The sequence below is a fragment of the Luteibacter sp. 1214 genome (genome assembly GCF_031455395.1).
GTDB classification, from domain to species: Bacteria; Pseudomonadota; Gammaproteobacteria; order Xanthomonadales; family Rhodanobacteraceae; genus Luteibacter; species Luteibacter mycovicinus.
Map to the genome: position 1 here is coordinate 93,403 of NZ_JAVDSQ010000005.1, position 20,201 is coordinate 113,603.

Here is a 20,201-nt window from a genome sequence, read left to right on the forward strand (position 1 = left end):
AAACCCGATGACCGACACCATTTTCGCCAAGATCGTCCGCCGCGAAATCCCCGCCGATATCGTCTTCGAAGACGATGACGTGCTGGCCTTCCGTGACCTCAACCCGCAGGCGCCGGTGCACGTGCTCTTCATCCCGAAGCGCGCCATCGCCACGCTGGACGATGCGACCGCGGGCGACGCCGAGTTGCTTGGAAAACTGCTGCTCGCCGCGGCGTCCTACGCCCGCGACCAGGGCCTGTCAAAGGACGGCTATCGCACCGTCATCAACACCAACACGCACGGCGGCCAGACGGTCTTCCACATCCACGTCCACCTGCTCGCCGGCCGCCAGATGCACTGGCCGCCGGGCTAAGCAGAACGGCAGGCACAAAAAAGCCGGCACATGGCCGGCTTTTTTGTGGGTCGCGATACTCAGCGAGCGCGCGGCGGCGGCGGGGGCCGCACGATGATCGTGCGCGGGCGGTAATAGAACGGATCGCCCCACGGACCGTAGCCGTACGGGCCAAAACCCGGGCCCCAGCCCGGACCCCAGAACGGGTCGTAGAACCCCGGACCGTAGCCACGGTTGATCGGCACGCGCTTCGGCCAGAGGTAGACGACGTCTGCCTCGACGCGTGGATAGGCGTAATCGAAGTCGCCCACCTTCTGCGAGACGGCGCCATGCAGCGTGCCGGTGACGGTGATTTCGCGACCGCGGGTGAACACCTCGGGGTCGTAGAAGCCGTCGCGGCAGGCGACGAAGCGGCCCTGGCTATCGGACTTGCTGGCCGTCGGCCGGGCTTCGCTGTCGAGCGGCTCGGAAAGCACGAAGAAACACGTCTGCTGCGGACCCGGCTCCGTCTTGATGATTTCGCCGCCCCAGCGCACTTTCGCGCCAGGTGCGCCCCCCTGCTGGGCGCCCGAAGTGGATACGTCGTTGAACTGACCCTGCAGCGGCTGCGGCACCGTGGCGCAAGCGCCGAGAGCCAGAGTCGCGGCCGCGATGGCCAGCGGTTTGTACATGGACATGACACATCTCCTGGAAGCGCCGGACACAGTCGGCGCCATGACCTATTTGACCACGCGGCGCGGCCTTAATTCCTTCACCGCACGACTGAATTCACTTACTGATTCAGGCGGCGGTTCGTCATTGGCATAACGCGACCGCAAGTAGACCTCGCTCAACCTTTCCAATGCATTTCGATGGTCGGGCAGCGCGCGGGCGGCGCGAGCCATGAAATGCTTCGGTCCTTCGCCTGCCCGTCGTGTCACGCCGGCCTTTTCGAGTTTCCGCTGTAGCCGGCGCATCCACACATCCAACTCATCGCCTTCACGTCGCTGAAAAAGTGCCCATCCCAGGGCGACCACGACCAGCAGGGAGCAACCGATGGCGAGGACGATCGCCAGGTCGCCGACTTCCGCCCGGCGGATGCCGAACGGCTGCAGCAGGCCCTGCTGACGGAGCGAGTCGAATCCGTTAACGGCCTGGTTCCACCATTGGTTGACCACATCCCAGCGATCTCGCGCGCTTCGCCACCACGCCGCATTGAAGAAACTGTCGCCGCCGTCACCTACCGCCGCGGCGGCCGCGGCACCCAGCGTGACGCGTTCGGGGCGTACGGCGCCGGTCGGATCGAAACGAACCCAGCCGCGTCCTTCGAGCCAGAGTTCCGTCCACGCGTGTGCGTCGGCCCGACGAATCAGGAGGTAGTGTCCGAGCGCATTCCAGTAGCCGCCCTGATAGCCGGTGACCACGCGCGCGGGGATGCCCGCGGCGCGCATCAGAAAGGTGAAGGTCGACGAATAGTGCTCGCAGTAACCCTCGCGGGTGCCGAACAGGAAGTCGTCGATGCGGTCGCGTCCCAGTGGCGCCGCGGCCAGCGTGTAGCGGAAGCCGCCGTCGTGAAACATCGCCAGGGCGGCCTGGGCGATCGCGGTGGGGTTGCCGCCGAATTGCGCGACCCACGCGGCCGCCTGCGCCCGCGCACGTGGCCCGACGTTCGCCGGAAGCTGCAGGTTGGCGCGACGGGTCTGCGGGTCCAGCGTCGCATCGAGACGGTATTCGCCGGTCGCCGTCGCGTCGTACGTATAGGTCTTGTCGAGTCGCTGATTCGCGAGCGCGGTCCGATCGCTACGCATGCTCGCATCGGTGGGCGCGGTCACGGGCATGTCGAGCATGGGCAGCACCCGCTCGCGCGTCGGCTCCAGCGTGACCCGATAGTGGAACCGCGCCGATCCCTCGAGAACGCTGTCATCGCGGCGGAGGAACCCCGGACTCCATGCCTGACCGTCGAAGCGCGTCATCGTGAAGGCGCGGAAGTAACGCGAGCTGGCAATCGGGACGGGCCCATCGAAGCTGACGCGCATCGCGGGTGTGTCGTCGGTAAGCACCTCGGCCATGTCGCCGGGTGCCATGCGGTCCGACAGTCCGGTCGTGGCGCGGTCCATCGTCGGCGCTCCCCAGAGGGGTGAACTCAGCCGGGGAATGAACAGGAAGGCGAACAGGGCGAGGGGGATCGACACGACCAGAGCCAGAAGCACCGGCATGACCTCGACGCGCAGGCGCATGCGTGCGGGCTCCACTTCCTCCACCGAGCGCAGGGTCATCACGGCGGGCACGATGCCCAGGGCGACGATCAGCGTCGCGACGATGCTCTGGTCGAACAGCAATGCGCTCATCAGTGCGAACGCGGCGAAAGCCACGCCGACGCGCGCGTCGCGCAATCGCTCGCTCTCCATCAGTTTGAGCACCAGCAGGCCCACCGCGAACGCGCTGCCGGGCTCGCGTCCGAATAAGGTGCCGTAGGTGGAAACGATGAGCGCGAGCAGCAGTCCGATCAGCGGGACCTTGATCCAGACCGGTGGATGACGACCGCCTCGGCGACGTTGCTGCCAGCGGGCCACCAAAACCACAGCGAGGCCAGCCGTCAGCCACCAGGGCAGGTGCGGCGCGTGGACGCCGACGACGAACGCCATGGTGAGGCAGAGCAGGTCGAACGATCGGGGCGCGAGGCGGGGCTCGTCCGACGGGCGTGCACGCAGCGAAGGGCGGAAGCCGGTCATGGGCGCAGCGCCAGGGCGGTCATGCAGCGGTGGTAATGCTCGTCACCCTGTGCCACGTCGAAATATCCGTCCGGCAGGCGAAGGCTCCAGCGACGGCCGGATTCGCGAGCCTCGTCCACCCAGCGGGCCAGTCGGGAGATCCGCGACTCGTCGTCGAGTCCGTGCATGCTGTCCCAGTCCAGTCGCCAGTCTTCCTGTGGCGCGGGCTGTTCCAGATCCTTGACCAGCAGGGAGTGGTGCCGGGCACTCAGTTTCCAGGCGATCAGCCGGCGCGGATCGCCGGCACGATATTCGCGCAGCGAAGCGAGTTCGTCGCCGGGGCGGGGGCGACCGCGGTCCGCATCGCCCTGCGGTTCGAAAGGTGTCGGACCCATGCCTTCGGGGCGCGGATACACGAGCACGGCCCGATCGGGATTGAGCCAGCTCCAGACACGGAACATGCCCAGAGGCCAGCGGCTGTGCAGTCGCATGCGCGGCAGCGGCAACCAGCCGCGGAACTCGGTGGGCAGGTCGAACTCCACCGTCGCCGCTCCGCCTGCCGGTACGACCACCACGTGTTCCCTGCCTTCGACATCGAGGCGCACAGCCATGCGCTCGCGCTGCGATGCCCCGATATCGAGGAAGACACGAACGTTCTCGCCGGCGCGCGCCGTGCCCATTCGCAGACCGCCCACGGTGATGCCGTTGAGCACGCGAAACGCCACCAGCATGCTGCCGGCACTCACCGAGCCGACCAGACAGGTGAGGAGCAGGGCGGCGTTATTGGCGTAGTTCAGCGCGCCGATCAGCATGACGGCCAGCAGCACGGTAAACCCCAGGCCGAAACCCGTCGGCACGATATAGATGCGCCGCCGGTGCAGCACGATGGGCATCGGCTCGCGCTGGCGCATGCGGGTGAGTGACGGCAGTCGTCGCTCCGCCCAGGCGGTGAGTCGCTGCACCGCGTCGGGCATCAGGGCACCGCGGTCTCGGCGAGAATCGCCCGGGCAATGACCTCGCGCTGGCTTCCCCGTCCGGGCACCAGTCGGTGCGCGGCGGTGGGGACGAACACGGTCTGGACGTCCTCGGGAATGACGTAGTCACGTCCGCTCAGCAACGCCCACGCGCGCGATGCCGCAAGCAGGGCGAGTCCGGCGCGGGGCGACAGGCCGACCCGCACCTCGTTGTGTTTACGGCTGGCCGTGAGCAGGGCCTGCAGATAGTCGAGCAGGGTGCCGGTGACCTTCACCGCCTGGGATGCCGTATGCAACTGGTCGATCGCCGCGATGTCGAGGCGCGGACTGAGCGAGGCCATCATGTCGCGGCGGTCCTCGCCGATCAGCAGTGCGCGTTCGGCGGCGGGGTCGGGGTAGTCGAGGCTCAGGCGCAGCATGAAGCGATCGAGCTGCGAATCAGGCAGAGGGAACGTGCCGGCGAGATCCAGCGGATTCTGCGTCGCGACGACGAAGAAGGGGCGAGGCAGTTCGTGCGTCACACCGTCCACGGTGACCTGTCCCTCGGCCATGGCCTCGAGCAGGGCGCTCTGCGATTTCGGCGTGGCGCGGTTGATCTCGTCCGCCAGCAGGAGGCTGGTGAAGATCGGGCCGGGATGGAAACGGAACTCGCCGGTCTCGCGCTCGTACACGCTGACCCCGATAATGTCCGAAGGCAGCAGGTCACTGGTGAACTGGATGCGCTGGAACTCGAGGTCGAAGGTGGCTGCCAGCGCATGAGCGAGCGTGGTCTTGCCGACACCCGGCACGTCTTCGAGTAGCAGGTGTCCTCCGGCGATCAGGCAGGCAAACGCCAGCTTGACCTGTCGTGGCTTGCCCAGAAGTACGCCGTTGACCTGTGCGAGGGCGCCATCGAGTCGATGGCGCAGCATTTCATCGTTGAGTGGATTCGTTGCGGACATGATCGATGCGTGAGCTCCCCGTCCTGGCCATGTCGATGCGAGATCGTTCGAGTGTAGCGGCGCGCGCGCGATCCTGGCGAGGCACGTTTCTCGTCCTGTTTGCGCTGACGCTGCTGGGCAAGCTTTTCATCGCATGCACCTTGTCGCCCTTCGGTGACGAAGCGTTCTACTGGCAGGAGAGCCTCGCGCCCGCATGGGGCTACAGCGACCTTCCGCCCCTCACGGCGTGGCTGATCGCGGTATCGGAGGCGTGCTTCGGTCACGGCCTTCTGTCGATGCGCCTGCCATTTCTGCTGGTCGGCGCCTGTATCCCGTGGCAGGTAGGCGCGATCGCAGGACGCTACGGTGGTGAGATCGCGCGCTGGCAGGCGGCGACCTTCGCCCTGAGCCTTCCGCTGGTCGGATCGCTGGGTGTGCTGGCGTTGCCCGATGTACCGCTGACCTTCGCCATCGTGCTTGCCTCGCAGGGTTTGATCGCCGCGCTTGAGAAAAATCTGTATCGCGACTGGACGCTGCTCGGCGTGGCGCTGGCGATCGCCTGGATGACTCACTATCGCGCCGCCATGCCGATGCTCGGCGGCCTCGTGTTTTTGGTCGCCACCGCGCGCGGCAGAGCGCAGTGGCGGCGTCCCGGCATCTGGCTCGCGCTGGCTCTGGCGTCGATCGGTCTCGTGCCCATCGTGCTCTACAACATGGCGTCGCGCGGCGCCGGTGTGGCGTTTCAGCTGGTCGACCGGAATCCCTGGCAGTTTCATGCGGATGCGCTGGTGCAGCCGCTGGAGCAGGCCGTGGCCTGCACACCCGTCGCATGGGTGGTGATGCTCTGGGCGCTGTGGCGAAGCTGGCGCCGTCGCGCGGAGGCGCCCTTCGACATCGTTGCGGCTATCGCGGGCACGTTCGTCCTTGCTTACTTCGTGCTTGGCCTGTTCGCGGACGACGTGCGCTTTCGTGCGCACTGGCCGCTGCCCGCTTACACGTTGCTGTGCGCCGCACTACCGTTACTGCTCGAGGATGCCGCGCGCGGATGGCGCAGGGCGGCGCGCGGTGGATTTGCGCTCGCGGCGCTGGGGCTGGTCATCGGGCTGGCCTATCTCGGTCTTGCCGCGTCGCCGTCGGGCGCCCGCATGCTTTCGGGAGCCAAGGCGTTTCCGGCGAACTTCACGGGCTGGCGGGAGTCCTCGGCCGCGGTCGCGAGGGTATTGCGCGCGGACCCATCCCTGGTCGTGGTGGCCGACAACTTCATGCTGGCGGCGGAACTGCGTTTCGCACTCGGCGGCGGGCGCGAGATCTATGCGCTCGACAGTCCGCTGAACACGAAGCATGGTCGCGCAAGACAGCTCGCCGACTGGGGTCTGGATGAAAGAGGACTGTCCCTGCATGAGGGCGCGCGGTTGCTGCTCGTGGTCGACGAAACCGCGCTGCGTGAGCGTGAGCGGCGCGACTGGCTGGGATCGGTGTGTTCGCGTGTGGCGCTGGGTGAGTCGGTGACTCGTCTTGACCTGTTCGATAAGCGGCGTCGTTTTGCCTTGTATCGTGCCGGGCCGGCGCCGCCGACGTCGGAGCCGGGTGTCGCGGACCCCGACGCCTGCCGGGTTTGGACCGCTGCCGCGCGCGCCGGCGGCTGAGGGCTCAGGGGAGTTCGACGCCCGCGGCGCGCAGCAGGCGTGACGTCGCGATCAGCGGCAGACCGACCAGCGCCGTAGGGTCTTCGTTGACGATGCGCTCGAACAGGGCGATACCCAGTCCTTCACACTTGAAGCTCCCCGCGCAGTCGAGTGGCCGCTCGCGTTCCACGTAGCGTTCGATGTCCGCCTGGGTGAGGGTTCGGAACGTCACCCGGGTTTCGTCGACGTGGGTCAGTGCGTCGCCTTGCGCATCGATGACGCAGACGGCCGTGTGAAAGACCACGTCATGGCCCGAGCTCGCGGCGAGCTGCCGGTGGGCCTGATGGACGGTGCCGGGCTTGTCCAGCACGGTGCCGTCGAGATCGGCGACCTGATCGGAACCGATCACGACGCTGCCGGGGCGGAGGGCGGCGACCGCGCGCGCTTTCGCCTCCGCCAGGCGGGCTGCGCGGGAGGCGGGGGCTTCGCCGGGAAGGGCTGCTTCGTCCGTACCGGGCGAAACTTGCCCGAAGTCATCGAGCAGGCGCCGCAGCAGGCCGGCACGGTAGTGGGAGGTCGATGCGAGGACGACCATCGGGGAGGGCACGTCAGAATTCCTTGTGAATGTGTTCGCGCACGGCCGTGTCGAGTGCGGTCTGGGCGTCATCGAGGGCACGCAGGCGAGGCTCCAGCTGCTGGCGGGCGCGGACCAGGGCATCCACCGCCTCATCGAGCTCGCGCTGGCTGGCGTCAGGCCCGCGGTCGCGGATCCACAGCCGCTGCTGGAGCAGGGCGCGCAGTCCGGAGTCCACGGCCTGCTGAGCCTCGACCTCGCCTGCCGCGGGCTGATCGGGGCTGACCGACATCACCGCATGGGCACGCTGAAGGCGATCCCGGCAATCCTTCAGATCCGCCTCCAGCCGGTCGGCGTTGTCCATCAGGCTCTGCAGGGCGCCGTGGCGTCGACGGGTCCGCTGATGGCGGAGCACCCATACGGAGAGCCCGACCGCTAGCGCAAAGACGATGGCAAGTGCATAATATGCAACGGAAAACACGCGACCTCTTCCTTCCTGGGGGCTGGTGGCGGCAATCGGGAACCAGGCATGGCAGTCTGCACGAAAGCCCCGCGACTGCGCAAAACCGCCCTGTGTCCCACATTCGACCGCCTAACCGGTTGACTTCAAGGGTGTTGATGCCTACCATTTCCCGATTATGTCCGTGACTTTGCCATCGTCCGTGGACGCTTGGCGCGAAGTTCGTGCGCGGCGTTCGTTCCAGGGTCAGCTTCCCGTGTCGGTGTTCACCCGTCTCGGAGAAGTCATCGCGTCCACCGAAGGTGACGTGACCTACGAGCTGGACTTCGGCACCGACGACTTCGGCACGAAGTACGTAGCCGTCCGTGCGACAGCACCCTTGACACTCATCTGTCAGCGGTCGCTCGAGCCGTTCGTGCTGCCGGTCGAAGTCGATACGCGTCTCGGACTGATCGTGCGTGAGAGTGAGGAAGCCGGGCTTCCGCCGGGTTACGAGGCTTTGCTGGTCGAAGACGACGGCAAGCTCAATCCCATCGCGACGATCGAAGATGAACTGCTGTTGGTGCTGCCCCTGGTCCCGGTCAATCCGGACTATGAGTTGCCCGACGACATGCTTGGAGCCGGTGAGGAAGAAGAACCCTTACCGGAAAAGACCGAAAACCCGTTCGCGGCACTCCGCGGACTCATTAAGTAATTTCGCTGGAGATTCGCCATGGCCGTTGCCAAGAGCCGCAAGACCCCGTCCACCCGCGGCATGCGTCGTTCGCACGATGCGCTGACCACCGTTCAGCTGTCGACCGACCCGACGAGCGGCGAAGTCCACCTGCGTCACCACGTGACCAAGGACGGCTTCTACCGTGGTAAGAAGGTCATCGACACCCGCGGCGCGGTTGAAGTCGAAGACTGATCCGTCCCGCCAGGGATGATCAGAACGCAGGCGGCGCGGCAACGCGCCGTTTTGCGTTTCCGAAACACCATCACGATGGGGATACGGTTCTGAAATACGCCCGCATCATAGGCACCGGCAGCGCACTTCCCGACAGGGTGGTCACCAATGCCGACCTCGAAAAGATCGTCGACACCAGCGACGAATGGATTCGCACGCGCACGGGCATCACCGAGCGCCACATCGCCGCGGACGGCGAAACCACCAGCGATCTCGCCTTCCTCGCCGCGCAGCGTGCGCTCGAGGCGGCTGGCGTCAAGGCCGGTGACATCGACCTGATCGTCGTCGGTACGACGACGCCGGATCTCATCTTTCCGTCCACCGCCTGTCTGGTTCAGCACCGGCTGGGTGCCAACGGCTGTGCCGCGTTCGACGTCAATGCGGCCTGCTCGGGCTTCGTTTACGCCCTGGGCGTGGCCAATGCGTTCATTCGCAGCGGACAGTCGAAACGTTCGCTGGTGATCGGTGCCGAGACGCTGACGCGCATGGTCGACTGGACCGAGCGCGAGAGTTGCGTTCTCTTCGGTGACGGCGCCGGCGCGGTCGTTCTCGATGCGTCCGACGAACCGGGCATCTACACGACGCGCATGCGCGCCGACGGTGGATTCAAGCATCTGCTGTTCAACCCGGTCGGTGTATCCGTCGGCTTCACCGACGCGCCCAACCATGGGGTGAAGATCACCATGCTTGGCCGCGAGGTGTTCAAGGTCGCGGTGAAGACGCTCGACGCGCTGGTCGGTGAGACGCTCGCCGACGCGGGCATGACCGAGGACCAGGTCGACTGGCTGATCCCTCACCAGGCCAACCTGCGGATCATCGAGGCAACGGCCAAGCGGCTGAACATGTCGATGGACCGCGTGATCGTCACGGTCGACAAGCACGCCAACACCTCGTCGGGTTCGGTGCCGCTGGCGCTCGATTACGCCGTCCGGTCGGGCAAGGTGAAGCGCGGGCAGAATCTGCTGCTCGAGGCGTTCGGCGGCGGGTTTACCTGGGCGTCTGCGCTTCTGAGGTATTGACCGGGTTGTCGCATCCGCGCCTTGTTGGCGTATCGCGCGCGGGGCGCGCTCCTACGACAACCGCGCTGTAGGAGCGCGCCCCGCGCGCGAATAGCCAACAGCGCGGTGACGCGGTAACGACTGATTCCGACGCCACCACACGCCTGCGAATGGTGCAATCGCCCCCGGGTTGCTGCACCATTCGCGGTTTGAAGTCCCGGAATCGTCTCGAATGACCTCATCCAGCGCCTCGCTCGCCTTCGTTTTCCCTGGCCAGGGTTCGCAGTCCGTCGGCATGCTTGCCGACCTCGCCGCCGCGCACCCTGAAGTCCGTGCCACCTTTGACGAAGCTTCCGCGGGCGCCGGTGTCGATCTGTGGGACATCAGCCAGAACGGCCCGGAAGAAAAGCTCAACAGCACCGAGAACACGCAGCCGGCACTCCTGGCCGCCAGCGTTGCCGTCTGGCGTGTCTGGGTGAAGCAGGGCGGTGTCATGCCGGCCTTCCTCTCCGGCCATAGCCTCGGCGAGTACAGCGCGCTGGTCGCCGCCGGCGCCTTGTCCCTGAAGGACGCCGCCGGGCTGGTCGCCGAGCGTGGCCGCCTGATGCAGGCCGCGGTGCCGGCTGGCGTGGGCGCCATGGCTGCGATCATCGGTGGCGACGACGCCCAGATCGCCGAGGTCTGTGCAGAAGTGGCCCAGGGGCAGGTCGTCGCTCCGGCCAACTTCAACTCGCCGGGCCAGCTGGTGATCGCGGGTCACGCCGAGGCGGTGGACCGCGCTCTGGCGCGTCTTGCCGAGCTCGGCGTGAAGAAGGCGGTGAAACTGGCCGTTTCCGTGCCGTCGCATTGCATGCTGATGCGCGATGCCGCCGATCGCCTCGGCGAAAAGATGGCCGCCATCGAGTGGTCGATGCCGTCGATTCCGGTGATTCAGAACGCCGACGCCGCGGCGCACACCTCGGTCGAGGACATTCGTGGGGCGCTGATGCGCCAGCTCTACCTGCCGGTACGCTGGACCGAATGTGTCCAGGCGCTGACCGCCGCCGGGGTGACTCAGGCGCTCGAGTGTGGTCCGGGCAAGGTTCTGGCGGGTCTTATCAAGCGTATCGACAAGTCGGTGGAGGCGAAGCCCATCGGCGCGCCTGCCGACCTCGATGCCGCCCTGGCGGCCGTGCAGGCCTGATCCGGCCCTTCTTCTTTCTTAAGTACGACAGGACACGCATTCCATGACCCAGTCCCTGAAGGGTGAAATCGCCCTCGTCACCGGCGCCAGTCGCGGTATCGGCGCGGCGATCGCCGATCGGCTCGCCGCGCTCGGCGCGACCGTTTTCGGTACGGCCACCAGCGAGGCCGGTGCGCAGGCCATCGGCGAGCGCCTCGCGCCGCACGGCGGCCACGGCCGCGTGCTCAACGTCACGGACCCTGCCGCGATCGAGGCGCTGATCGACGCGATCGCCAGGGAGGCCGGTGCTGTTTCCATCCTGGTGAATAACGCCGGCATAACGCGCGACCAGCTGCTCATGCGCATGAAGGAAGACGACTGGAGCGCGATCATCGAGACCAATCTGACCTCGGTGTTCCGTACGTCCAAGGCCGTCATGCGCGGCATGATGAAGGCACGCAAGGGTCGCATCATCAGCATCGCCTCGGTCGTGGGCGTCACCGGCAACCCCGGTCAGGCCAATTACGCGGCCGCCAAGGCGGGCATCATCGCGTTCTCCAAGTCGCTGGCCCGCGAGATCGGCTCACGTGGCATCACGGTCAACGTGGTGGCGCCGGGTTTCATCGACACCGACATGACCCGCGCCCTGCCGGAGGAGCAGCGCACGGCGCTGCTGGCCGGCATCGCCCTGGGGCACCTGGGTGAATCGGAGGATATCGCCGAAGCCGTGGCCTTCCTGGCCTCGCCCGCGGCGAAATACATCACCGGCGAGACGCTCCACGTCAACGGCGGCATGTACATGCCCTGATGGGGCAGGGCCGGCGGCAGTCGCCACCGGCCCGTTTTTGAGAGACAATCTCTTTTTCGCGTCCGGCTCAGAAAAGTCGGACGTTATTCACGTGGCGGCGGTGTGTTGGCGGGCCTGGTCCTTAGCCACTACAATGCCGCCGGATTTTTCCCTCGGGAGGTAAAGGCAACATGAGCACCATCGAAGAGCGCGTCAAGAAAATCGTCGTTGAACAGCTGGGCGTTAAGGAAGACGAAGTCACCACCAACGCTTCGTTCGTGGACGATCTCGGCGCCGATTCGCTCGACACCGTTGAGCTCGTGATGGCCCTCGAAGAAGAGTTCGAGTGCGAGATCCCGGACGAAGAAGCTGAGAAGATCACCACGGTTCAGCAGGCGGTCGATTACGTCAAGGCCCACGTCAAGGCCTGATCCACATCTACCGGCTGGTTGTCGATCGGAGGCGTCGCCTCCCGTCGATCTCCGAGCGACATGGAAGCTGCGCCTTACGGCGCAGTTTTCGTTTGCGGCAAACGCAACCTGCGCCCGCGTATGGTTTGCGCGGGAACAGTTGAGGATGAGAACGCATGAGTAAACGACGTGTGGTAGTGACCGGTATGGGCATCATCTCGCCGGTCGGCAACGATGTCGCCACCGCCTGGAAGAATGTGGTCGAAGGCAATACCGGCATCGGTCCGGTGAGTGAATTCGACGCCAGCGCCTATAGCACCCGTATCGCGGGCGAGGTCAAGGGGTTCGATCCTGTCGACGCCTTCTTCGTCGGTACCGATACGCCGGACGACGAGCGTCGTTCGGTCGCCAAGGATTTCAAGCGGATGGATCCGTTCATCCACTACGGCATCGTCGCCGGCACGCATGCGTTCCGTCAGTCGGGTCTCGTGGTGACCGATGAAAACGCGGGCCGCATCGGTGTCGCGGCAGGCGCCGGTATCGGTGGCCTGCACACGATCGAAGGCACGGCGCTCGAGCTTCACGAGAAGGGGCCCCGCAAGGTGTCGCCGTTCTACGTGCCCAGCTCCATCATCAACATGGTGGCCGGCAACCTGTCGATCTACCACGGCCTGAAGGGCCCGAACATCGCGCTCGTGTCGGCATGCACCACCGCCGCGCACAACATCGGCATGGCCATGCGTCTGATCCAGTACGGCGATGCCGATGCGATGATCGCCGGCGGTGCGGAATTCGCCACGACGCCGACGGCGATGGCGGGCTTCTGCTCGGCCAAGGCCATGTCCACGCGCAACGACGACCCGGCGCACGCCAGCCGTCCTTGGGACACCGGTCGCGACGGCTTCCTGCTGTCCAATGGCGCCGGCATGCTGATGCTCGAGGAATACGAGCACGCCAGGGCGCGCGGTGCCACCATCCTGGCCGAGCTCGTCGGCTTCGGTATGAGCGGCGACGCGTACCACATCACCGCGCCGAGCGGCGACGGTGCGGAACTGGCCATGCGCAACGCACTGCACGACGCCGGCCTGACCGCCGAAGACGTGCGCTACGTCAACGCGCACGGTACCTCCACGCCGGTGGGCGATCTGGGCGAAGCCAGGGCCATCCGCAACGTGTTCGGCGAACACGCCACGAAGCAGGGCGCGTTCTCGGTCAGCTCGACCAAGTCCGTCACCGGTCATCTGCTGGGTGCCGCGGGTGGTGTCGAAGCCATCTTCTCGATCATGGCGATTCGCGACGGCATCATGCCGCCCACGATGAACCTCGAGAACGTGGATCCGGAAGTCGCAGCGCTCGGCATGGATCTGGTGCCGAACAAAGCGGAGAAGGCCGACATCGACGTCGTCGTATCGAATTCGTTCGGCTTCGGCGGAACCAACGGTACGCTCGTCTTCCGTCGCGTCTGACGCGTTGGCTTTCGTCACGCGAACCCTGGCCGGCCGGCGCGATCTCCTCGCGCCGGCCGCGTCGTATCCGGCGCGCTATCCGGCGTTGCTGGCCAGTGCCGTCACCGGAACGCCGCAATCGCGTTTCGACATCCTGTTTGCCGCGGGCACCGAATCCCTCACGCTGTACGCGGACGGTGTCGTTCGCGATGCACGCGGCGATGTCATCGACGGAACCTTCCTCGACGCGCTCGATGCGGCGTGGTCGCGACGTCGCAGACCGCGTGTCGATGACGGGCTGCCGTTTCATGGCGGCTGGGTCGTGTATCTGGCATACGAACTGGTGGGGCAGATCGAGCCGAGCCTGCATCTGCCGGCGTCGAACGGTGCGGCACCGGTGGCCATCGCCTTGCGTGCGCCAGCCGCCGCGGTGGTCGATCACGTCGAACGGCGCACCGTTCTCGTCGCGGAAGAAAGTGCTCCGGAGTGGCTCGATCGCCTCGAGAACGATCTCGCGCTCGACGCCCCGTCGATGGCGCTGGCGACGCCGCTCGCCGTCGACGAAGACGAGCCACGACGTTTCCTCGATGGCGTCACGCGTATCCACGAGCACCTGCGTGCGGGCGACGTTTTTCAGGTGAATCTCTCACGGCGCTGGTGTGCGCGTTTCGCCCAGGCACCGTTACCGGCCAGCCTGATGCTCGCGCTGCGCAAGGCCAATCCGGCGCCGTTCGCCGGGCTGCTGCAGCAACCCGGCTGGGCCATCGTCAGTTCGTCACCCGAGCGCCTGGTCGAGTCGCGCGGCGGCGTGCTGCAGACGCGGCCGATCGCCGGTACGCGACCGCGTGTCGCCGGCGATGACGACGTGGAGAAGATCCGCGAACTCACCTCGCATCCGAAGGAGCGTGCCGAGCACGTCATGCTGATCGACCTCGAGCGCAACGATCTCGGGCGTGTCTGCGTGCCGGGCAGCGTCCGCGTCGACGAGCTGATGGTGGTGGAGAGCTACGCTCACGTGCATCACATCGTCAGCAACGTGTCGGGTCGCGCACGCGAGGGGATCACGCCCGGACAGATCATCGCGGCGACGTTCCCTGGCGGAACGATCACCGGTTGTCCGAAGGTTCGCTGCATGGAGATCATCGGCGCACTGGAGCAGGAGGCGCGTGGTGCGTACACGGGCGCGCTGGGCTATCTGGATGACCAGGGCAACATGGATCTCAACATCCTGATCCGTACCCTGACCGTCGAAGGGACCGAGGTCTCGTTCCGCGCGGGCGCGGGCATCGTGACCGACTCCGTGCCGGAGAAGGAACTCGACGAGACGCGGGCCAAGGCGCGCGGGTTGCTGCGGGTGTTCGGCGCCGGATGAGCGCGCGCGTTTCCGTGGATTTCGTCGATGGCGACCGTATCCCGGCGGCCGACCGGGGTTTCACTTACGGCGACGGGGTCTTTGAAACATTACGCATGGTCGACGGGCGCGTCCCGCTGTGGCCGCGGCACGTGGCCCGGCTGCGCGATGGTTGCACGCGTCTGCGCATGCCCGTGCCGGACGAGGATGCGATCCTCGCTGAAGTGGAGCGCCTTGCCACGGGCCTTGGCGATGCGGTGGTCCGCGTCACGCTCAGCCGTGGCGATGGCATGCGCGGGTATGCGCCGCCACAGCCGCAACGGCCACGCGTGGTCGTGCAGGTCGCTCCGTTGTCGCTGGATGCCGGTGCTTACGCGGAAGGTGTTCGCGTCCGGCTTTGCGACACCCGCCTCGGCACGCAGCCTCTGCTGGCCGGGATGAAGCACCTCAATCGTCTCGAGCAGGTGCTGGCCCGTGCCGAATGGTCCGATGAGACCTGGACCGAAGGGCTGATGCTCGACGATCGCGACGACGTCATCTGCGCCACCGCCGCCAACGTGTTTGCCGTCTTCGATGGGCGACTGGTGACGCCACCGGTGGATCGCTGCGGTGTCGCCGGTGTGGCGCGTGCCGAAGTGCTCGCCATTCGCAACGTCGAAGTAGCTCCGATCAGCCCCTTGCGACTTGCCGAAGCCGACGAGGTCTTCCTCACGTCGGCCGTTCGGGGCATGCTTCCCGTTCGGGTCTTCGCGACCCGGTCGTGGCAGCCCGGTCCCGTCACGCGTGCGCTTCAGGCGCACTGGGGACGTCTGGGCCTGCCGTTGCCTGTCGGCTTCGAGGATTCCGATCGATGAAAGTGCGCGGCATCGCCCTCTGGCGTGTCATTTTGCTGGTGGTGCTGGTCGCGGCGATCGCCGCCGGGTCCTGGCTGTGGTTCGACTGGGCGCGTTTCGCCCGTACCCCGCTGGCGATTCCCGCCGCCGGGCAGAGCATCGACGTAGCACGCGGTGCGTCATTCAGGGACATCGTGCGTGACCTGCGCGACCGCCATGCGACCGCGGCGCCCTCGTTGTACTGGCGCGTGGTCTCCATGGAGATGCACGCCTCGGGCCGCCTGCACGCGGGCGAGTTCGCCCTGCGTCCCGGGATGACGCCGCGCGATCTCATCGGCGACATGGCCAATGGCCGTGTCCTGCAGCGCAACCTGACCATCGTGGATGGCTGGAGCTTTGCCGACCTGCGTCGCACGCTCGCGGCGGTGCCGACGCTGACCCACGACACCGCGGACCTCGACGATGCGGCGATCATGCGCCTGATCGGCGCCCCGGAGGGCGACAACCCGGAAGGGCGCTTCCTCCCCGAGACCTATGCCTATGTGAAAGGCGACAAGGAGTCGAGCATCCTCAAGCGAGCGTATGTGGCGATGGGCAAGACGCTCGATGCCGCCTGGGCCGGTCGCGCGAAAGATCTCCCGCTGGCCAGCGCCTACGAGGCGCTGATCCTCGCCTCGATCGTCGAGAAGGAAACGGGCAGGGCGGATGAGCGTCCGCGAATCGCAGGCGTCTTCGTGCGTCGTCTCGAAGGCCGGATGCTGCTGCAGACGGATCCGACGGTGATCTATGGCATGGGCGCGTCGTACGCCGGCAGCATCCACAAGAGCGACCTCACGACCGACACCCCCTACAATACGTACACGCGGACGGGTCTGCCGCCGACGCCGATCGCGCTGCCAGGCCGCGCGGCGATCCTGGCGGCGGTGCATCCGGCGGACGGCAAGGAGCTGTATTTCGTCGCTAAAGGCGACGGCAGCCACGTCTTCTCGTCGTCCCTCGAAGAACATAACCGGGCTGTGGCCTGCTACCAGTTGAAGCGATGCCAGTGACGACACTCCAGCGCAGCCGGATCCGGGCCATGAACGTCATCGCGGCGGTGACCGCGTGACGTCGCGCCCCTGGCACGAGGACGCCTGGGCTCGCCTGCAGGCCCGCCGCGAGCGGGATGCGCTGCCGCACGCGCTGCTGCTGGCCGGGCCCACGGGGCTGGGCAAGCGCGATTTTCTGGCGGCATTCGTCAAGGGCCTGCTCTGTCAGCAACCGGTCGATGGCGTACCTTGCGGTATCTGCCGCAGCTGCCACCTGGTGGCTGCCGGCACCCATCCGGATGTCGTCACGCTGACGTTCGGCCTGCGCAAGGACGGCGTCACCCGAAGCGAGATCGTGGTCGACCAGATTCGCGACCTGTCGGCCCGGCTGGCGATGTCGAGTCAGTTCGGCGGCTGGCAGATCGCCACGGTCGATCCGGCCGACGCGATGAACGCCGCCGCCGCCAACGCCCTGCTGAAGACGCTGGAAGAACCCACGCCGGCAACGCTGCTGATCCTGGTGGCCGACGAGCCCGCGCGGCTTCCGGCGACGATCCGCAGCCGCTGCCAGCGCATCGATTTCCTGGTTCCCTCGCGCGAGGTGTCGCTGGCCTGGCTACGCGCCGAAGGCGTCTCCGACGCGCCGGCCGCGCTCGAGGCGGCCGGCGGTAACCCCGGCATGGCGCGCGAGTGGTCCGCCGACGGTGCGCTCAAACAGCGCTCCGAGGTACGCAACGATCTGAAGGCGCTTGCCGCGGGCCGAGGCGACGCCATGGAGGTCATCAAGCGTTGGCAGGCCGCGCAGCCGGCGCGCTACCTCTGGTTCGCCGCGCAGGCGGTGACTGACGAGCTGCGTGCGCGTACGGCCGGAAAGCCCGCGCCGCTCGAGAGTCAGCTCGACGACGAGGCGCTGGACCACTGGTACGGGCGGGTCAACCGGGCCCGCGACGCCCTGCGCGGTCCGTTGCGCGTCGACCTCATTCTTCTCGAACTGCTTGCCGCCTGGCGTTGACGCGGCCTTACCGGCCATTCGGTCCTAATGGTCGTGCCCGTCACTTGTGTGAGGAAAGACCCTTTGTATCGTGACCCCGTCATCGACGGCGCCACCCGGCTTCTGGTGGTTGCGCCTCACCCCGACGATGAGTCGCTCGCCGCGGGCATGCTGATCCAGCGCACCCTGGCCATGGGCGGGCGGGCCGACGTGCTCCTGCTGACCGATGGCGACGACAACCCCTGGCCGCAGCGCTGGGTCGAGCGGCGCGTGATCATCGATGCACCGGCGCGTGCCCGCTGGGGTGCGCGACGTCGTCTCGAAGTGGCCGGGGCCCTGGGGCGCCTGGGTGTACCGCCCGACCAGTTGCATGCGCTGGGCTGGCATGACATGCAGGTGACCGATGAGCTCAGGCGGCGGCATACCGCCGCCGTGACCGCCGTCCGGCGGGTGATCGAGCGGGTCCGGCCGACCCTGGTGGTGATTCCCGATCTGGGCGATACCCACCCGGATCACGGCTCCGCCCACGTTCTTGCCCGGCTGGCGCTGTCGGCGGCCGGTTCAATGGCGGACGTACTCACTTATATGGTGCACGGCACTGAGCGCAGTGCGCCCGACGACCTGTGGGTGCCCGACCTCGATGCCGAGCGGCAGGCCACCAAGCTGGCCGCCGTGCTCGAACACCACACTCAGATGGCGCTCAGTCGCGAACGCATGCTCGGCGTGGCGTCGCGGCCCGAGCGCTTCGACCGGCCCGCCGCGGCGCCCGGTGTCGGATCCCTGCTCCTGCCGTGGCGGCCGGGCGTGCTGGCGCGCCGCCGGTTGCGCGTCGTGCTGGCGGACGGGCAGGGTGTCGTCGCGTGGCCGTGGCGCGAGGCGCCGCTGGAATCCTCGGGTGACGGCTGGCTGCTGCGGCTGCGCGATGCGCCGGGTCCGGCCTTCGTGAAGCTCACCGCCGACCTGTCCACGCCCTGGATCTACGACCACTATGGCTGGGCATGCCAGGATCCGGAGCCGGTCGGGCTTGTGGCCCGGCCCATCGGCTAGCTAGGATGACCGCTATCACAGGGAAATCGCTTGCATGAACGCCAACGTCTCCTCGCCGCGTCAGGGCATCCTTTCGCTGAAGATCAAGGATGTGAACGCGCTCTACGTCGCTTACATGCCGTTCCTCAAGACCGGCGGCCTGTTCGCGCCCACGGCGCAGCGCTACAGCCTAGGCGACGAAGTGGCCCTGCTGGTCACCCTGATCGACGAAAACGAGCGCCTTTCGGTCGCGGGCAAGGTCGTCTGGATCACCCCCGTCGGCGCGCAGGGCAATCGTACGGCCGGCGTCGGCATCCAGTTCAACGAATCGTCTGAGAGCGAAGCCGCCCGTCAGCGTATCGAGGCCCTTCTCGCCGGTAGCCTCGCCTCCGAGCGTCCGACCCAGACCATGTGAGAGGAGGGTGCATCCGGCGCCCTTCCGAGGTCTTCCCGCCGCAAAACGCTGCGATTGCATGCATGGGGTGAGGTTTTTGCCTCACGCGGTGATGTTTTTCCCGCATTAAGGCTTGTAGGTATACCTGCACGCACTGGTACAATAGTTCGGTTCCCCAACGTGAGATTGTGGATATCCGGAGTCGTTGGCGCGCCCGTCGCGTCGGCTCGGATCGATCCATTTGGATCGATCCGAAAAAAACTCCGGCGACCCTAGCCGGACCGCTCGTCCCCGCCGACGGTCACTGATGCGCCCAGTGAGGCGCGGAGGTACGCAGCATCGTGCTTGCCCAATATTGGCCCGTCCTGTTGTTCATTGCCGTGGCCGTTGGCCTAGGTATCGTCCTGATGGCGCTCGGCATGCTTGCCGGTCCCCGCCGTCCCGACGCGGAGAAGCTCTCGCCCTACGAGTGCGGCTTCGAGGCCTTTGAAGATGCGCGCATGAAGTTCGACGTGCGCTACTACCTCATCGCCATCCTCTTCATCATTTTCGATCTCGAAATCGCCTTCCTGTTCCCGTGGGCGGTGGTGTTCGACAAGATCGGCCTGATCGCCCTGGTCGAGATGGCGCTGTTCCTCGCGCTGCTTGTCGTCGGCTTTGCTTACGTCTGGAAGAAGGGAGCACTCGAATGGGAGTGATGACCACCATCGACCGGGTGATGCACAACCCGGCGCCGCTCAACCTCGTCGACGACATCCTGCGCCCCAATGGTGACGCACCGGTCGTCAACCGCGGTTTCGGCGTGACCAGCATCGATGCGCTGATGAACTGGGCCCGCACCGGTTCCATGTGGCCGATGACCTTCGGTCTGGCCTGCTGCGCCGTCGAGATGATGCACGCGGGTGCCGCGCGCCTCGATCTCGATCGCTTCGGCGTCGTCTTCCGTCCCAGCCCGCGCCAGTCCGACGTGATGATCGTCGCCGGTACGCTGGTCAACAAGATGGCCCCCGCGCTGCGCAAGGTCTACGACCAGATGCCCGAGCCGAAGTGGGTCATCTCGATGGGCTCCTGCGCCAATGGCGGCGGCTACTACCACTATTCGTATTCGGTCGTTCGTGGCTGCGATCGCATCGTGCCGGTCGACATCTACGTGCCGGGTTGCCCGCCGACGGCCGAAGCGCTGATCCACGGCATCCTGCAGTTGCAGAAGAAGATCCGTCGCACCCACACGATCGCGCGCTGAACAGGGCTTCGAA

The 20,201-nt window shown here is 66.6% G+C and carries 23 protein-coding genes; 17 read left to right on the forward strand and 6 right to left on the reverse strand.

The annotated features are described in order from the left end of the window. Positions 1–7: 7 nt before the first annotated feature. Positions 8–352 (forward strand): histidine triad nucleotide-binding protein, encoded by a 345-nt coding sequence (locus J2X57_RS13070; protein WP_036112147.1) that lies wholly within the window; start codon positions 8–10, stop codon positions 350–352. Positions 353–411: 59 nt separating this feature from the next. Here the strand turns inward: J2X57_RS13070 and J2X57_RS13075 are convergent, their stop codons facing one another. From J2X57_RS13075 to J2X57_RS13090, 4 genes are read right to left on the reverse strand one after another with little or no spacing between them, the layout of a single operon-like run. Further along, positions 412–1,008, reverse strand: coding sequence for a Slp/YeaY family lipoprotein (locus tag J2X57_RS13075; protein WP_043694719.1), 597 nt, complete (start codon positions 1,006–1,008; stop codon positions 412–414). A 42-nt stretch (positions 1,009–1,050) separates the two neighbouring features. Then, complete coding sequence (locus J2X57_RS13080; RefSeq protein WP_309867720.1) at positions 1,051–3,042, reverse strand: DUF3488 and transglutaminase-like domain-containing protein; 1,992 nt, start codon at positions 3,040–3,042, stop codon at positions 1,051–1,053. Further along, positions 3,039–3,995, reverse strand: coding sequence for a DUF58 domain-containing protein (locus J2X57_RS13085; protein ID WP_043694713.1), 957 nt, complete (start codon positions 3,993–3,995; stop codon positions 3,039–3,041). Before J2X57_RS13085 ends, J2X57_RS13080 begins: the two co-directional genes overlap by 4 nt. Then, positions 3,995–4,936 (reverse strand): MoxR family ATPase, encoded by a 942-nt coding sequence (locus J2X57_RS13090; RefSeq protein WP_043694710.1) that lies wholly within the window; start codon positions 4,934–4,936, stop codon positions 3,995–3,997. Before J2X57_RS13090 ends, J2X57_RS13085 begins: the two co-directional genes overlap by 1 nt. A 5-nt stretch (positions 4,937–4,941) precedes the next feature. On the opposite strand from J2X57_RS13090, the gene J2X57_RS13095 reads away from it, so the two are divergent. Beyond that, the gene (locus J2X57_RS13095; protein ID WP_309867723.1) at positions 4,942–6,561 is read left to right on the forward strand and encodes a glycosyltransferase family 39 protein; all 1,620 of its coding nucleotides are present in this window, start codon (positions 4,942–4,944) and stop codon (positions 6,559–6,561) included. A 4-nt stretch (positions 6,562–6,565) separates the two neighbouring features. On the opposite strand, the gene J2X57_RS13100 is transcribed toward J2X57_RS13095, so the two are convergent. Both J2X57_RS13100 and J2X57_RS13105 read right to left on the reverse strand, forming a co-directional pair. Continuing rightward, the gene (locus tag J2X57_RS13100; protein WP_036112157.1) at positions 6,566–7,135 is read right to left on the reverse strand and encodes a Maf family protein; all 570 of its coding nucleotides are present in this window, start codon (positions 7,133–7,135) and stop codon (positions 6,566–6,568) included. A gap of 13 nt (positions 7,136–7,148) precedes the next feature. Then, positions 7,149–7,595 carry a hypothetical protein gene (locus tag J2X57_RS13105; RefSeq protein WP_309867725.1) on the reverse strand — a complete coding sequence of 149 codons (447 nt, stop codon included), beginning with the start codon at positions 7,593–7,595 and terminating at the stop codon, positions 7,149–7,151. 235 nt (positions 7,596–7,830) lie between these two features. On the opposite strand from J2X57_RS13105, the gene J2X57_RS13110 reads away from it, so the two are divergent. The 15 genes from J2X57_RS13110 (at position 7,831) to J2X57_RS13180 (ending at position 20,188) form a co-directional block, all read left to right on the forward strand. Beyond that, entirely contained in the window at positions 7,831–8,268 is a 438-nt protein-coding gene (locus J2X57_RS13110; RefSeq protein WP_308847004.1) for a YceD family protein, read from the forward strand. An 18-nt stretch (positions 8,269–8,286) separates the two neighbouring features. Continuing rightward, positions 8,287–8,481, forward strand: a complete 195-nt coding sequence (gene rpmF / locus J2X57_RS13115; RefSeq protein ID WP_036112167.1) for a 50S ribosomal protein L32 — start codon at positions 8,287–8,289, stop codon at positions 8,479–8,481. A gap of 89 nt (positions 8,482–8,570) precedes the next feature. Next, entirely contained in the window at positions 8,571–9,539 is a 969-nt protein-coding gene (locus J2X57_RS13120) for a beta-ketoacyl-ACP synthase III (protein WP_309868074.1), read from the forward strand. Between the two features lie 211 nt (positions 9,540–9,750). After that, positions 9,751–10,701 (forward strand): ACP S-malonyltransferase, encoded by a 951-nt coding sequence (gene fabD, locus J2X57_RS13125; protein ID WP_309867730.1) that lies wholly within the window; start codon positions 9,751–9,753, stop codon positions 10,699–10,701. Positions 10,702–10,744: 43 nt separating this feature from the next. Next, the gene (fabG, locus tag J2X57_RS13130; protein ID WP_309867732.1) at positions 10,745–11,488 is read left to right on the forward strand and encodes a 3-oxoacyl-ACP reductase FabG; all 744 of its coding nucleotides are present in this window, start codon (positions 10,745–10,747) and stop codon (positions 11,486–11,488) included. A 170-nt stretch (positions 11,489–11,658) separates the two neighbouring features. Next, positions 11,659–11,898 (forward strand): acyl carrier protein, encoded by a 240-nt coding sequence (acpP, locus tag J2X57_RS13135; protein ID WP_029213434.1) that lies wholly within the window; start codon positions 11,659–11,661, stop codon positions 11,896–11,898. A gap of 155 nt (positions 11,899–12,053) precedes the next feature. After that, the gene (fabF, locus tag J2X57_RS13140; RefSeq protein WP_090351200.1) at positions 12,054–13,343 is read left to right on the forward strand and encodes a beta-ketoacyl-ACP synthase II; all 1,290 of its coding nucleotides are present in this window, start codon (positions 12,054–12,056) and stop codon (positions 13,341–13,343) included. A 25-nt stretch (positions 13,344–13,368) separates the two neighbouring features. After that, positions 13,369–14,694 (forward strand): aminodeoxychorismate synthase component I, encoded by a 1,326-nt coding sequence (locus J2X57_RS13145; RefSeq protein WP_309868077.1) that lies wholly within the window; start codon positions 13,369–13,371, stop codon positions 14,692–14,694. Beyond that, complete coding sequence (gene pabC / locus J2X57_RS13150) at positions 14,691–15,527, forward strand: aminodeoxychorismate lyase (protein ID WP_309867741.1); 837 nt, start codon at positions 14,691–14,693, stop codon at positions 15,525–15,527. Before J2X57_RS13145 ends, pabC begins: the two co-directional genes overlap by 4 nt. Further along, complete coding sequence (gene mltG / locus J2X57_RS13155; protein WP_309867744.1) at positions 15,524–16,555, forward strand: endolytic transglycosylase MltG; 1,032 nt, start codon at positions 15,524–15,526, stop codon at positions 16,553–16,555. The genes pabC and mltG overlap by 4 nt, the downstream gene beginning before the upstream one ends. Before the next feature lie 55 nt (positions 16,556–16,610). Further along, positions 16,611–17,546 (forward strand): DNA polymerase III subunit delta', encoded by a 936-nt coding sequence (holB, locus tag J2X57_RS13160; protein WP_309867747.1) that lies wholly within the window; start codon positions 16,611–16,613, stop codon positions 17,544–17,546. Positions 17,547–17,609: 63 nt separating this feature from the next. Continuing rightward, positions 17,610–18,572 (forward strand): PIG-L family deacetylase, encoded by a 963-nt coding sequence (locus J2X57_RS13165; protein WP_051943472.1) that lies wholly within the window; start codon positions 17,610–17,612, stop codon positions 18,570–18,572. Positions 18,573–18,606: 34 nt separating this feature from the next. Beyond that, the gene (locus J2X57_RS13170; protein WP_036112194.1) at positions 18,607–18,966 is read left to right on the forward strand and encodes a PilZ domain-containing protein; all 360 of its coding nucleotides are present in this window, start codon (positions 18,607–18,609) and stop codon (positions 18,964–18,966) included. A 320-nt stretch (positions 18,967–19,286) separates the two neighbouring features. Then, on the forward strand, positions 19,287–19,643 hold the full coding sequence (locus J2X57_RS13175; RefSeq protein ID WP_036112196.1) for an NADH-quinone oxidoreductase subunit A: 357 nt from the start codon (positions 19,287–19,289) through the stop codon (positions 19,641–19,643). Beyond that, positions 19,634–20,188: an NADH-quinone oxidoreductase subunit B gene (locus J2X57_RS13180; protein WP_036112197.1), complete on the forward strand. Its 555-nt coding sequence runs from the start codon at positions 19,634–19,636 to the stop codon at positions 20,186–20,188. The genes J2X57_RS13175 and J2X57_RS13180 overlap by 10 nt, the downstream gene beginning before the upstream one ends. Positions 20,189–20,201: the final 13 nt, after the last annotated feature.

Coding starts and splice junctions, on each gene's coding strand:
- J2X57_RS13070 (WP_036112147.1), top strand. CDS start 8: ATGACCGACACCATTTTCGCCAAGATCGTCCGCCGCGAAATCCCCGCC.
- J2X57_RS13075 (WP_043694719.1), bottom strand. CDS start 1,008: ATGTCCATGTACAAACCGCTGGCCATCGCGGCCGCGACTCTGGCTCTC.
- J2X57_RS13080 (WP_309867720.1), bottom strand. CDS start 3,042: ATGACCGGCTTCCGCCCTTCGCTGCGTGCACGCCCGTCGGACGAGCCC.
- J2X57_RS13085 (WP_043694713.1), bottom strand. CDS start 3,995: ATGCCCGACGCGGTGCAGCGACTCACCGCCTGGGCGGAGCGACGACTG.
- J2X57_RS13090 (WP_043694710.1), bottom strand. CDS start 4,936: ATGTCCGCAACGAATCCACTCAACGATGAAATGCTGCGCCATCGACTC.
- J2X57_RS13095 (WP_309867723.1), top strand. CDS start 4,942: ATGCGTGAGCTCCCCGTCCTGGCCATGTCGATGCGAGATCGTTCGAGT.
- J2X57_RS13100 (WP_036112157.1), bottom strand. CDS start 7,135: ATGGTCGTCCTCGCATCGACCTCCCACTACCGTGCCGGCCTGCTGCGG.
- rpmF (WP_036112167.1), top strand. CDS start 8,287: ATGGCCGTTGCCAAGAGCCGCAAGACCCCGTCCACCCGCGGCATGCGT.
- fabD (WP_309867730.1), top strand. CDS start 9,751: ATGACCTCATCCAGCGCCTCGCTCGCCTTCGTTTTCCCTGGCCAGGGT.
- fabG (WP_309867732.1), top strand. CDS start 10,745: ATGACCCAGTCCCTGAAGGGTGAAATCGCCCTCGTCACCGGCGCCAGT.
- acpP (WP_029213434.1), top strand. CDS start 11,659: ATGAGCACCATCGAAGAGCGCGTCAAGAAAATCGTCGTTGAACAGCTG.
- fabF (WP_090351200.1), top strand. CDS start 12,054: ATGAGTAAACGACGTGTGGTAGTGACCGGTATGGGCATCATCTCGCCG.
- pabC (WP_309867741.1), top strand. CDS start 14,691: ATGAGCGCGCGCGTTTCCGTGGATTTCGTCGATGGCGACCGTATCCCG.
- mltG (WP_309867744.1), top strand. CDS start 15,524: ATGAAAGTGCGCGGCATCGCCCTCTGGCGTGTCATTTTGCTGGTGGTG.
- J2X57_RS13170 (WP_036112194.1), top strand. CDS start 18,607: ATGAACGCCAACGTCTCCTCGCCGCGTCAGGGCATCCTTTCGCTGAAG.
- J2X57_RS13180 (WP_036112197.1), top strand. CDS start 19,634: ATGGGAGTGATGACCACCATCGACCGGGTGATGCACAACCCGGCGCCG.